Origin of the sequence: Fusibacter tunisiensis, assembly GCF_016908355.1 — a bacterium.
Taxonomy (GTDB): domain Bacteria; phylum Bacillota; class Clostridia; order Peptostreptococcales; family Acidaminobacteraceae; genus Fusibacter_D; species Fusibacter_D tunisiensis.
Genome location: NZ_JAFBDT010000036.1, coordinates 1 through 13135 on the forward strand (window position 1 = coordinate 1; position 13135 = coordinate 13135).

10 protein-coding genes are annotated in these 13135 nt (G+C 36.5%); 1 reads left to right on the plus strand and 9 read right to left on the minus strand.

Annotation, left to right across the window (positions count from 1 at the left end; all coding sequences use genetic code 11):
- Window positions 1–378: 378 nt before the first annotated feature.
- The 9 genes from JOC49_RS12230 to JOC49_RS12275 form a co-directional block, all read right to left on the minus strand.
- A complete protein-coding gene (locus JOC49_RS12230; RefSeq protein WP_204665320.1) occupies window positions 379–1023 on the minus strand; it encodes a hypothetical protein in 645 nt (214 codons plus the stop codon).
- 117 nt (window positions 1024–1140) lie between these two features.
- A complete protein-coding gene (locus JOC49_RS12235; RefSeq protein WP_204665321.1) occupies window positions 1141–1554 on the minus strand; it encodes a DUF6075 family protein in 414 nt (137 codons plus the stop codon).
- Window positions 1555–1567: 13 nt separating this feature from the next.
- A complete protein-coding gene (locus tag JOC49_RS12240; RefSeq protein ID WP_204665322.1) occupies window positions 1568–2530 on the minus strand; it encodes a DUF3991 and toprim domain-containing protein in 963 nt (320 codons plus the stop codon).
- A gap of 3 nt (window positions 2531–2533) precedes the next feature.
- The gene (locus tag JOC49_RS12245; RefSeq protein ID WP_204665323.1) at window positions 2534–2794 is read right to left on the minus strand and encodes a hypothetical protein; all 261 of its coding nucleotides are present in this window, start codon (window positions 2792–2794) and stop codon (window positions 2534–2536) included.
- A 12-nt stretch (window positions 2795–2806) separates the two neighbouring features.
- On the minus strand, window positions 2807–3514 hold the full coding sequence (locus tag JOC49_RS12250) for a JAB domain-containing protein (protein ID WP_204665324.1): 708 nt from the start codon (window positions 3512–3514) through the stop codon (window positions 2807–2809).
- Window position 3515: 1 nt separating this feature from the next.
- A complete protein-coding gene (locus JOC49_RS12255; RefSeq protein WP_204665325.1) occupies window positions 3516–3764 on the minus strand; it encodes a hypothetical protein in 249 nt (82 codons plus the stop codon).
- A 43-nt stretch (window positions 3765–3807) separates the two neighbouring features.
- Window positions 3808–10914, minus strand: coding sequence for a DUF6908 domain-containing protein (locus JOC49_RS12260; protein WP_243423716.1), 7107 nt, complete (start codon window positions 10912–10914; stop codon window positions 3808–3810).
- On the minus strand, window positions 10907–11929 hold the full coding sequence (locus JOC49_RS12270) for a ParB N-terminal domain-containing protein (protein ID WP_243423717.1): 1023 nt from the start codon (window positions 11927–11929) through the stop codon (window positions 10907–10909). The genes JOC49_RS12260 and JOC49_RS12270 overlap by 8 nt, the downstream gene beginning before the upstream one ends.
- Entirely contained in the window at window positions 11922–12704 is a 783-nt protein-coding gene (locus JOC49_RS12275; protein WP_204665327.1) for a ParA family protein, read from the minus strand. Before JOC49_RS12275 ends, JOC49_RS12270 begins: the two co-directional genes overlap by 8 nt.
- A 170-nt stretch (window positions 12705–12874) precedes the next feature.
- Here JOC49_RS12275 and JOC49_RS12280 point away from each other — a divergent pair, with 170 nt between their 5' ends.
- Entirely contained in the window at window positions 12875–13084 is a 210-nt protein-coding gene (locus JOC49_RS12280) for a helix-turn-helix domain-containing protein (protein ID WP_204665328.1), read from the plus strand.
- The last annotated feature ends 51 nt before the right edge of the window (window positions 13085–13135 follow it).

Here is a 13135-nt window from a genome sequence, read left to right on the forward strand (position 1 = left end):
CTTTCACCCAATGGGTGAAATCGATTGATTTGCCTAAGTATTGATATTTCAACAAATAAAGCAGTTTTTATACTTCCCCATGCAGAATAGGGGTATAACTTATTCGTCTCAAATTTAAGCTCTCATTTTTAGTGTTCTCACTGACAAATAGATAGTATTGATATTCAAATCACAAAACCAACTTACTTATAATATAAGCTGATTTCTATATCGCTATTTCAAATCAAATTACCCCAACGACCAGAATTTATTTTTTATGAACAATAATATTTTTGGGGGTTTGGGACACAGTCCCAAGTATTTATAGGGTATGGGAAACTCCCATCAAGCACAATGTCATACATTGTGGAAGCTTGCCCTCATGAAAGCAGAGCTTTCCTATTCGGTCTTTGGGGTATTGAAAAATAAGGTTTTTCTCGCTACATCAATCAATAAATATCTGAACTGACCATTCCTCTTGTCATCAAACTTGCTAAAATCATACCACTTAAGATTATAAGTTCCCATTAAAGCAATTGGCTGTTCCCTATTTTTCATCGTTCCTGCACCTGTATGTTCAGCCCATTTCATGCTTCCAGTTACAACCCTATCAGCAGCAATGCTAAAATCAGCACAACAAGTGTTTTCTTTACTGTCCTTTTTCCAGTAACTTGGATCATTCGTTAGCATAATAATATGACCATCTACAAACTTATTATGATCCTGAAGAACTTTTTCAACTCTTACTACATCTTTAAGTAAATCATATTTCCCAAGATCTTGAGCACCATGATTTTTCAGGTGAAATTCTTCCGACTCAAATATGACGCTCTTTTTCAAGGTCTTATACTTCAGCTCGATGGGAATGTATTGATTCTCATGAATCACCAATATATCAATATGATAAAGCTTATCACCAATTTTATAAGCATATTCAAGGCGAGCCTCAACCTCTGGATATTCACGTTGTATTTCCCAAGCTAAGGCAAACTGAAAATCTGCTTCTGAATGAAAAATCTGTCTCTTCGACTTTAACTTTTTCATAATTATATTCATATCTAGTTTTATTTCAATTGCCCCCTTTATTATGGTTAATTTTTATAATACCATTTTCTCATAAACATCAGATTATTTCATCAACTTCTGTAAACTTCTGTAATTTCATATGAACTCAATATCCATCTCTTCATCCAGTTCTCCAGACATTTGTTTTTCAATATCCCCATTAAATCGCAGATCGATTCCACCTTTTGCTACTAAGAAGTTCTTAGGATCTAGATTATAAAACAAATCTCTTGGCGTGGTGTACTCATCTTCATAGCCATTAAAAAGATTATAAGCAAGTCTAACTAAAGCCTTACTACTAGAGCACAAATCCACTTGACCATTTGTTAATATTTCTGGATTAATTTCATGATTCTTAAAGTCATAGATATGTCGAAATTTTGTAAATAAATCTTCGTTGCCTCCAATGATATAAAAAAGTGACATCCTCTCTACATCACTTGGATGGGTTCGGTCTTTTAAAATCATATTTTGAAAATTATAAGCATGATCTTCATTTAAAAAATACATTAGCGACCTCCTTTCAAAGCTCAATTTCTTCTTCAATATCCCTTTCTGTTTCATAACTTATTGCTGGTTCTCGTGCCTGACTTAGCTTAAGATTGCTTTTTATAGTTAATAGATCTTCATTAAAATCCTTACCTGTTGGGCTATGCCTTAACAGCTTATAGTTCTCATGGTACTTCTCATTAAACTGCTGACAAGCAAAATGCCCTGCTTCGTCATTGTCGAGGCAGAGCATAATTCTATTAATCTCTGGATGAAGTTTTAAATAATAATCTAATGCTCGGTCAGCTACACCTCCAAGTGAAATCATATGATGTTCAAGAGATTCAATCCCATGATACTTGAGCAAGGTTAAATAACTCATCAGATCAATGGGTGATTCAAAGACGCATACCGTCATGCTGCTCCCCTCATAAGAAAAGGGAAACGCCTTATCAGAGTTTTTTACATCTCCCCGATAGGAATTCCCCCTTGTATTTGTACTACGTACACTGGCGTATTTGGCTTCATGTTTTTCATCATAGCCCACAAAGACACAGCTCCTATGTGTATTTTCGTACAGTTTGTCCTGACTGATAAAATCGTAAACAACTTCTTTATCAATACATCTTGACTGTATCAGATAGGCAATGACATGTTTGTAGGTATCATTTTTATCCGGCAATACAAATGGTCCTTTTTCGTCATCTATCGGTTTAGGTCTTGGTGTAAAATTACTTTTTTCTGTACCAAGAAGTGTATAGACCGCATCTACCCAATTCTTGCCTTCCATTTCCATAACAAATTGTATAGGACCACCACCTGCATCTCTAGAAAACCAATTCCATTTAGCACCGGTTGCATCGATATAAAGTCCCCCATAATCTTTGGCTTTATAGGAATTACCCACCTTCTTGAGATTAAGTCCTATTTTTTCAGCATAGGCTATGAGGTTAATACTGTTCGCTTCATTTATTTCTGCTTCTGTAAATCGTTTCAAAGCTTAACACCCCTCATCCATATCACCAAAGTTTATTGTTTCAATATCCCCATCAAATGTTTGAATCACTCGTTTTAATATACCAATTTTCTCATGTTCTTCAGTGGCTAGCTCCAAATCCTTATGATGTAGCAAAAAGGCTTTAATACCTTGGTCTATAATACAACTTTTGATTATTTCCTTTGTTTTGCCAGTTGCGCCAAGAATCCAAGTAATAGTTTCAGCATTATTTTCTCGAATTTGTTCTGTTCTATCTTGATTCATCGTTTATCCCTCCTACAGTTCTATTTCTTCATCCACTGAATTATATTCAACCTGTTCTTCTTCAGCTGCTGATAATTTAATAGGTTCATAATTTGCAACATCCATTCTATCGTTGGGTAATACGCCATTTTCAGCCATAGAGCTAAAGCTATAACCACCCACAATAATATGATCTAATACTTTAATATCTAAGGGTCTAAAGATATCGACAATCCGTTGCGTTAAAGCAATATCTTCACTAGAAGCTTTTAAGCTGCCCCCGGGATGATTGTGCGATAGCATGATGCTACTGCAGTCATTTGCAAGAGCCATTTTAAGGATATCTCTTGGGTATACAACTGCCATATTGGTAGTGCCTTGCGATACTGTTCTAAGCTCAATAATGCTGTTGCTGTTATCTAAAAAGGCAACCAAAAACCTTTCCTTATCTTTCACACCACCAAGTAGAGATGCAAAGTATTTCCCCGAATCATTAGGCGATTTAAAAGTAATTTTCTCATTTTCCTGATCCAGCTTTAGCACATTGTAAGAAGCAATGAATTCATTTAACTTATTGAGTTTTTCAAGTTGCCTGTCATTAGGTTCAACAACACCAGGATGTTCTAAGATATTGAATGGATTATTGTCTTTTGCATAACTTTTTAATTTACTCATTGGAATACCCGTCAGTTTATTTAAGCTTTGAAAAAAGCTATCTGAGTATTTTGCTTTAGTTGCCATATCACTGTCCCCCTTCCAACGTTTCTAATGATTTTGCCTTAGCTTCAATCACTTCTTTAAGTGCCTTAATTCTGTCTTTTTCAACATCATCAACAGCCAAAGCATCAACACTTGTAAAGAATGCCTGAAGGCCTATTTCTTCTACTGCTTTTACCACTTTCTTTTCTGAGCTTTCCGAAAGCTCCAATACCTCACACATCAGCTCAATGACGTTTTCTTGTTTGACATTTTGAATCATTTGTCTAGTCATTAAATTCAACTCCTTCCATTAAAATAGCAGGGGTTACCCCCTGCTAAACAGTCATCTCTTCATCATCTTCAGTTATCACTTCTTCTCCAAAATCTTCTTCACTCACTGCGATGCCATCATCTCCTTTATCCATATCCAGTTCAGCGTTAAGTTCAAATTGTCGCTTTAGCTTCTGTGCTAATGCTTCCTCATACATAAATGGTTTTTCCCATTCTTCTTTAGACTGGGTCATATTTCTTTCATACTCATCAATCTGACTTTCTGTTTTTTCAATGCGCTTTTCAAGGCCTTCTAAAAAGTTTTCAAGCCTAACCATATTACCGTGGGGACTATCTCCAAATTCAACTTCATACTTCTGCTCTGCATGAAGGATCATCTTGTGTTGACCAAAGAAGTTGTTCTTTAGGATTAAGAGATCAAAGCCATTAAATGTACCCATATGGGTTTCTTTATCTGGTTCAATCCTTGATAGTAATACTTGAAGATAAGTTCCGGCTTTTTCTCTTTCATCAAAGAATTTGCCATCAATATTGATTTGAAACTCTTCTGTCTTATTCATGTCTCGCCTACTGATGTCCTTAATCAAGCCTTCAAGTCGTTGTTTTGCCTGTTGAATCAGCTTTGGATATTTGTAGGTGAAATTATCCTCCATAGCATACCTTCTACTGTTGTATTCAGACTTTAGTAGACTTAAACGACTGACTTCATTATCAACGTCCATCTTTTCTTTAATCAAAGGGTTACCTGTTGCTAGGGCTTTAACTTCTGCAAAAGATAGTACTGTTTCATCAATGTCTTCTGCATTTCTTGCAACAGATTTACTGGTCATGATTTGACTGATAAAACGCTGTTTGTTCTCGACAATCTGCCACAAATAGCTGTCAAATGTTGATTTCGTGACGTATTTATAGATGTTTACAGCTTCATTTTGATTGCCTTGTCTTAGGATTCTTCCTTCTCGCTGCTCCAAGTCACTTGGGCGCCACGGGCAGTCTAAATGGTGGAGGGCAATTAAACGGTCCTGAATATTGGTTCCTGTGCCCATCTTGGCAGTTGAACCAAGGATAATACGTTTGTTACCACTACGCATATCTGCAAATAGAGTTTCTCTTTGTGTTTCACTATTGGCATCATGTATGAAACAGACCTCTTTTTCTGGAATGCCTCTCTTGATCAATTCATCCTTGATATATGGGTAAACAGAAAAACGCCCATCTGTATTAGGCGTTCCTACATCACAAAATATGATTTGTGTTCCTTTAAAAGCATGGCTTTCTTTATATTCTTCAAAGACCTTATCAATACACTGATTGACTTTACTATCAGCCTCATTAGGTGCATCCTCATAAAGGAGTCTTGGATCAAGACCTAATAGCCTAGCTTCATTGGTTATCTTAAGCATGTTGTCGATCCTTGGATCAACCATGCCATTTCTAATATCACTTGCCCTTTCTACAAAGCTTTCCATGATCTCTTTTGTAAAACCACTGGACTCTGCTGAAATCAACTTGTGCTTGTCCCCCTTTAATTTAGGGATAGGTAATTTAAGCATATCTGCTGTTTTTACATCTGCCATGTTTTTAAATATCGTCATGAGCTCTGGCAAATTAGAAAATTTAGCAAATCTGCTTTTATAGCGATAGCCTGTGCCTTCAGGTGCTAATTCAAGACTTGAGACCACTTCTCCAAACTGTGCTGCCCATGCATCAAAGTGATGGATGCCTCTTGCTTCAAGCTCCTTATTTTGAATATACCTTTGCATCACATACATTTCAGTCATGGAATTGCTTATCGGGGTTCCAGTTGCAAAGATGACCCCACGACCGTGATTGATTTCTTGGATATACTGGGTTTTCATGAGCATATCCATGGATTTTTTACTACGTGTATTAGAGATTCCCGCAACATTTCTTATCTTTGAAAATACAGCACAGTTCTTAAAATAATGCGCTTCATCTACATAAACACAATCTATTCCAAGCTCTTCAAAGTTAATCACATCATCTTTGGGGCTGTCGTGAAGTCGTTTGATTTCAGCTGTCAGTGAAAGCTTGAGTTTTTCCATCTGCTTGATACTCCAATTTTCACCATTACTCTTTTTTGCATCAGCAATAGCAGCAGAGATATCATTGATCTGCCGATGAATCATTTCTTCCTGACGCTCTTTAGATACAGGAATTTTCTCGAACTGCGAGTGCCCCATAATAACAGCATCATAAGCGCCAGTAGCAATACGACTGACGAAACGTCTCCGATTGGATTTTTGAAAATCCTTTTTTGTAGTTACTAAAATATTAGCCGATGGATAAAGCCTTAAGAACTCACTGCCAATATGCTGTGTTAAATGATTTGGTACAACAAGAACTGCTTTGTTAATCAGTCCCAGTCGCTTTTGCTCCATACAGCTGGCAACCATTTCAAAAGTCTTTCCTGCACCTACAGAATGTGCCAGAAGTGTACTGCCACCATAGATAATCCTTGCAATAGCTGCTGTTTGATGTTCTCTTAATTTAATATCTGGATTCATGCCTGGAAATTTCAAGTGACTGCCATCATATTCTCTAAGACGGATATTGTTATAGTGATGATTATAATAATCCACATACTTTTTACGTCTTTCAGGATCTTTGAATAGCCATTCTTTAAAAACTTGTTTTAGCTGGGATTGTTTTTCTCTTGCCAGCATGCTCTCTTTTTTGTTGATGATATATTTTACTGTATCTCCATCTTCAACACGATCCTTCACCGTAGAATTCCTAAGATTCAGGCTGTCTTCAATGATGTAGTAAGCATTAATTCTTGAAGTCCCATAGGTTTCTTTTGCTGCAACTGAATAGCCATCCAAGCCTTTGTTCTCAACACCAAAGCTTGCATTGTAATTGTTGTAGTGCACTTTGATTTCGTTTCTGCCACCAGTATTGTGATAATATCTGGGTGTTTTTAAGGTCTCATAGATAAACTGTTCATAATCTGCTGGTTCAATCCATGTAGTTCCCAACCTTACATCAATATCACTTGCCTCAAGGTCTATGGGTTGTACTTTTTCTAGGGCTGGTACATTCTTTAAAAAGACTTCCGGATTCATGTCTGCAAAGACTTTGGCAAATTTGAGCTTTTGTCTTACATCACCTGAGAGATATTCATCAGCCGTTTCCCAACCTCTCAAAGGATCATTTTCATCATACTTTTCAGGGTTAAGATAGATGTCTTGTTCAAGCTCCTTAATGATGACTTCTGGTTCTTCATCATAAAGCTCAGCCATAAACGGAATATCCACCATACCTTTTTCATTTAAAGATGCTGTTAATGCTTCAAATGCAGAATCTACATCGGTAATGGATTCATAAGGCTTAATGGTTCTTTTGGTAAACATATCTGCCTTTGTTACCTTATGATCTTCATCCTCCACTTCTAGAGAACATAAAAGCGGATAGTCATTGTCATCACGGAAGGCAGTGGCGTTAGGCTTTGAAGTAATATAGCCATGATCTCTTACAAATGCATAATAGGTTAGGTTTAACTTCTCTTGAGCCTTTTCAAGTGACTCTTTCGTGCAGCCTTCGGTTTGAAGTGTAATGATTTCTCTTGTTATGTCCCGAATCGCCATCATTCCCTGAATCCGTTCAAGGGTTTTACCGGTATAATCCATCCGTCTCATGATAGAATTTTCACGGTAATAAAGCATGTCATCAATAAAGGCATAAGAATAATTCTTGTACTTAGGATCAGCAGGTATATCATTGTTGTCCTCTTTTTTTGCCTGCTCATAGTAACCAATTTCAGCTTCAAGATGAGAGACTGCTTCTGTTAGCGCTCCTTCCAGATTAAAGTTACTGTCTGTATTTACACACATGGTATAGCGACTGTCTCTACCAAACATTCTTTCATCAAATACCATTTCACCAAGCATCATATGGGGATAGTCAATGAAATATTGATTGACGGGGACCCCATTTTCATTGTCTATAACCGATAGCCAAGTTGGTATTTCCACCGACCGACGTTCTCTTTTTTTTAGAAAAAGGATATCTGCGGTTACATCGGTATTGGCATTTTCCTTAAATGCTGTATTGGGTAATCGTATAGCACCTATCAGCTCTGCTCTTTCAGCAATATACTTCCTGATGGCTTGATCTTTTTTGTCCATGGTACCCTTACTGGTAACAAAGGCAATGATACCACCAGGACGCACTTTATCTAGTGTTTTTGCAAAGAAATAATCATGGATCATGAAGTTATGCTTATCATAAAGTCTGTCATATACTTTGTAATTCCCAAAAGGTACATTGCCAATGGCTACATCAAAAAAGTTATCTTCAAACTGTGTTTCTTCGTAGCCTTTAATTTGAATCTGCGCTTTCTGATAGAGCTGCTTCGCAATACGTCCTGATACATCATCTAGTTCAACCCCAAAGAGTTTTGACTTGTTCATAGAGTTAGGAAGGTGGGAAAAGAAATTACCAACGCCCATGGAAGGTTCCAAGATGTTTCCCTTTTTAAAACTAAATTGATCAAGTGCCTGATAAATACTTTGAATAACGACAGAGGATGTATAGTGGGCATTAGGCGTTGACGCTTTTGCACTATCATATTCTTCTTGTGACAACAGTTTTTTTAGTTCACCGTATTCATTGCTCCAACCACTTGCCCCAACATCAAAAGCTTGTGGCATACCACCCCAACCAACGTATCTAGCTAATATGGACTGTTCTTTGTCAGTGGCCATACGCTTTTCTGTTTCAATAACCTTTAACGTTTTAATCGCTTCAACATTGGCTCTGAATTTTATTTTTAACCCACCAATACCGATTTCATCTTCAGGTGAAAATTGATAATTGATTTTTGTAGATTGTTCCTGTTTTTGTTTTTCATCTTCAATTGAACCAATGGATACTATACCCCACTTTTCTTCTTCCGTCAGTGGTTTCTCATCTGGCAGATAATCTAAAACAAAATCAACACTTTCTTTTCTGAAAATAGGATAACCTGTTTGCCCTGCAAAGGTTAAATCCATAAGAGATACAGCATTGTTATCATAGTCAATGGATTCAATTTGAAATTTTCTTCCCTCAATATCCACTTCCATACCTACTTCTAAAGGATAATCATGGAGATCCTCATGTTCTAGGTCCAATAAATCATCCTTTTCCGAAGGTGCTTCAATAATCATTTCATGACCTTTATCATCAAAGGTTGGTTCTACGTTTGCCGCGTCTACATCCTCTGAATAATAAGCCTTATAAACAATATGACCTTGCCTAGCAATATTCGATAACCAGTCTTTCAGAAAATCATTTAACTCATCTTCTAAATCAGGATTAATTAATTCATCACCCTGATAGGCTGCATGATAGATTGCCATGTTGTCTTGCTGAAAGGTTGCTGCTGTTAATGTCTTTTGATTAATGTCTACAATGAGTTCCATGTCCGGATCACTCATCAAGTCTCCATTTTGTTCATAATAATGGGATAGAGAAATTCGATTCCCATAGAGTTTTTCAATGACAAGATCCATAAAGCCAGGTGCTTTTAGCTTCATATAGCGATAACGTCCATTCAAAATACCAGGGGCAATCTTCATTAGCTTTTTATAATTCTCGTGCCTAATGTCATTTTGAGCGTAACCTAAGTCAAATAATGTTGGTTGATACACTGCTTCTCTTGTTGGTGGATTATCATTTTTATACCGAGGTTCAAAGTATTTACTGTTATCAATTAAGGCATCAATACCGGAAGCAACTTTAGCCCAAGACAAGTGGATTTTTTTATCGGTTTTATAAAGATCAATGCTAATTCCTTTACTGTCGTGATTTTCAAAACCACTTAAATTATCAGTGAATGTAACAGAGCTACCACCAGTTCCATATTCGTTTTTTAGAAAGTCTGCTTTTTCTTTTGCAGTATATTCTTCTGAAAAGAAATCAACTATCCGCTGTTTCCCACCTTGAAATCCAGAACCTCTTAAAAGTACTCTTTCAATAAGTTCATCATCTGTTAATTCCACTAAAAAAGAGCTACGCTCTGGCAGCTCTAAATCTTTTGTTATCTCTCCTTGAAGATGATTTCCTGAAGAACAATCTCCTCCGCTCTCGTTCTGATCATCTCTCTGTGACGATAAGTCTGATAGGTGTTGGTTGGGTCTTGAACCGGCTCTTTCTGTATCATCTGGTCCTGAAGTTTCTCCATCCTCTCCCATGCTTCCTCGTTCACTTGATGCATCAGTGGAAGCAGCGTCCCTTCTGCCACTAGATAATTGTACCGATTGATGTGTTCCTCTTTCAGATAATTCATTGCCATCTGACCGTACTTCCCTAGCGGTTTCTTGTCGTAGCTCTTCTCCTGCGATATTTGAATCTGAGGATGATAAATCCCTTGTACTTCCTGATAAGTGAGTTCCACTGTTTTCATTGACATTCACACTCCTTTTTTCATTTTTGATGGTTTTAATTTCTCTTTCAATTTCTCTTAAAATTTGTTCTGAGATGGTACTTGTTAAATAGCCTAATCTTAGGGTTAATGATTTGGTATCAAAATCTGTTACTGTATTAAATGGGTTTAAATTACTTAGCTTAGGTTCTTCAATACCTGAGCGAATGGCTATCATGTATTCTACACTATCCATTAGAGACTGCATAAACTGCCTTGTAACACCTTCAATGGGCAGTCCCGATAATTTGGTCTTAGCCAGTTCTTTTTCTAGGCCTTGCTTTATATCTGATGCATAAGCGAGGACCAATTCATTGGTCCGTCTTGCAATCCATTCTGACAAGGTATTCGCTTCAACGCTATCTAATAACTGTGATTCTAATACTTCATTTAGTTGCCATACTTTAGGAATAGTATGTGGCTGACCATGGGTATCTTCAATATCAAACAGGTATTTTAGTTTTAAATAAGCACTTTGATCATCAAAGACTGCGATACTCTTAGCGCCCCTGTTAATCCATCTTCCAATGCGACGGTTCCAGATTTCCATATCCGCAACTAATGTAGCTTCAGGTCTTTGAGCATATATGAGCACGGCATTATTAAAACTGTGTTTATATATTCTTGCGTGAAAGGTTAGAAAGTCTTTCCAGGCCTGCTCATCTTTCATGATTTCTTTCAAGATATAATCATAAATTTCTTTAATTTCTGTCAGTCTACTCAATCATCTCCTCCCCCTCCTCAATGTCATGTGATTGGTTTTTCATCTGGCTAAAGTAAAAATCAAGAGCCTTTTCAATTGTTTTTTCAATAGCCTTCTTATCATCATTAGGATTAAAATACTTTAAAATAATTGTCGGTTGAAGCTTAAATGGTTTCACTTTACCCGTACTTTTTAGCATATCACCACTAATAATCTTTTGGGCAGTATTCCAGTTTAGGTTACCCTCTTTCTCGTGCTTTCTTAAAAGAGCTGCTTTTTTCATATCCACTTTAAATGTGTTTTCAGAAATAATGGCTTCCACCATTTCTTGATTTTCTTGTGATAGATAAGAAAGGTCTACACCAGCTCGCATAGCAATTTTCCCGTCATCAACTAGATCTTTAATCGCATCACTTAGCTTATCAATACGAAGATATCTCGCAACCGATGCTTGAGATAAATTGTATTCATTACCAATAGTCTCATGTGTTCTTAACTTTTTATCCATTGGATAAAAAGTCTCTTCACTTGCCAAGTTAGGTGCTTTAGACAATTTTTCAATTTCATTGAGTAAATCAGTTCTAACACCTTGATTCTTCATCGCACTGTGCCTCGTTGAAATAACTGTAGCTCTTTCTGAATGTGCAAGTTCTGAAAAAGAGCGTTGCATAATGTTTGTTTCAGTGACAATGAGTGTTGCTTCTTCTTCAGTAAGTCCTTCTTTAACTACTGTTGGAACTTCTGTTAATCCAGCTTCTTTAGCTGCATTAACTCTATTATGCCCAGACAGGATTTCATACTTGTCATCTACTTTTCGTACAACAATGGGAACAATAACCCCATATTGCTTAATACTCTCGACCATGTCATTAAATCGGTCTCCTTCATAAAGCTTGAATGGATGGTTCCTAAAAGGGATAAGATCGTTAAGCTTTAATGACGTAGTGCCATCTGTTTTTTCAGATGGCACTTCACTATGATCTTCACCAAATATTGAGGCAAAGGTTTCAACTTTTTTCATTTTTGTTTTATCCATTATTAATCAACTCCTTTGTTAGTTCCTGATAAGCAATAGCCGCTTTATTCGTTGGCATATAATCTACAATACACTTACTTTGAAGATTAGCTTCTCCTACTTTTACTGATTTGGGAATTCTAATATCAAATACTTTGATATGTTCACCGTAAGCTTCATCAACCATTTCAATCATGTTCTTAGATAGATTGGTTCTTTCGTCAAACATGGTTAGCAGAATGCCTTCAAAAGTAATACTTGGATTAATTCTGCGCTTTATCTTCATAATTGTTTGAAGTAGTAGCTCCAGACCTTTCACCGATAGGTATTCTGGTGTAGCAGGGATCAATACACTGTCACAAGCAGCCAGTACATTTAATGTCATTAAACCTAAAGATGGAGCTGAATCTACTATGATGTAGTCATAATCTGGTCTGAGTTTTTCTGTAATAGTTTTTAGTACATATTCCCTGCTCATAGTACTGACCAAGTTCATTTCAATGGCTGACATTTCTATACTACTTGGGATTACATCCACGCCATCACTTTTGAGTATGTAGCTCTCTTTGGGTGGAAGATCATCTTCATTCATAACAGCCATCATCAAATGATAAAGTGTCGTATTCAGTATTTCGGGCTTTTCAATACCAAAGCAGTCAGTCATTGAAGCTTGGTTATCCGTATCGATTGCAAGTACTTTGTAACCCTCCTTTGCTAAAATTGTTGCTAGATTCCTACATGTTGTACTTTTGGCTACTCCACCTTTTTGTGAAGCAACGGCTATAATTTTACTCATAAATTTTTATGCTCCTTTCTAATATTCACTTTATAATGTGATAATACATTTTATAATTAACTATAGCAAGGTTTCATCTATTTTAAATTCAGTACCATTAGATAATCAGGTAATTAGATTGCAGATATTCACTAATAGGTGTATTATTTAACTTAGGTAGGTGATAATTAATGAATTTAACGATGGGCGAGAAAATACGAATTTTACTTAAAAGGAAAAATGTAACGATAATAGAACTTAGCAAAAGACTCGGCACCACAAATCAAAACATGGCAAATAAATTCAAAAGAGATAACTTCTCTGTGAATGAATTAGAAGCGATTGCGAAGGCTTTGGGGACCTGTCAAGAATTTTGTGTAAAGTTTGATTTAAAATTTTAAGTGAGCAGCGATTCTGTCAGAAAAAAGGATCTCTAATTGATTCATGACTTG

Excerpts from the sequence above, each read along its gene's own strand:
- JOC49_RS12245 (WP_204665323.1), bottom strand. The coding sequence starts at position 2,794 with ATGAATCAAGATAGAACAGAACAAATTCGAGAAAATAATGCTGAAACT.
- JOC49_RS12275 (WP_204665327.1), bottom strand. The coding sequence starts at position 12,704 with ATGAGTAAAATTATAGCCGTTGCTTCACAAAAAGGTGGAGTAGCCAAA.
- JOC49_RS12270 (WP_243423717.1), bottom strand. The coding sequence starts at position 11,929 with ATGGATAAAACAAAAATGAAAAAAGTTGAAACCTTTGCCTCAATATTT.
- JOC49_RS12235 (WP_204665321.1), bottom strand. The coding sequence starts at position 1,554 with ATGTATTTTTTAAATGAAGATCATGCTTATAATTTTCAAAATATGATT.
- JOC49_RS12280 (WP_204665328.1), top strand. The coding sequence starts at position 12,875 with ATGAATTTAACGATGGGCGAGAAAATACGAATTTTACTTAAAAGGAAA.
- JOC49_RS12250 (WP_204665324.1), bottom strand. The coding sequence starts at position 3,514 with ATGGCAACTAAAGCAAAATACTCAGATAGCTTTTTTCAAAGCTTAAAT.
- JOC49_RS12230 (WP_204665320.1), bottom strand. The coding sequence starts at position 1,023 with ATGAAAAAGTTAAAGTCGAAGAGACAGATTTTTCATTCAGAAGCAGAT.
- JOC49_RS12255 (WP_204665325.1), bottom strand. The coding sequence starts at position 3,764 with ATGACTAGACAAATGATTCAAAATGTCAAACAAGAAAACGTCATTGAG.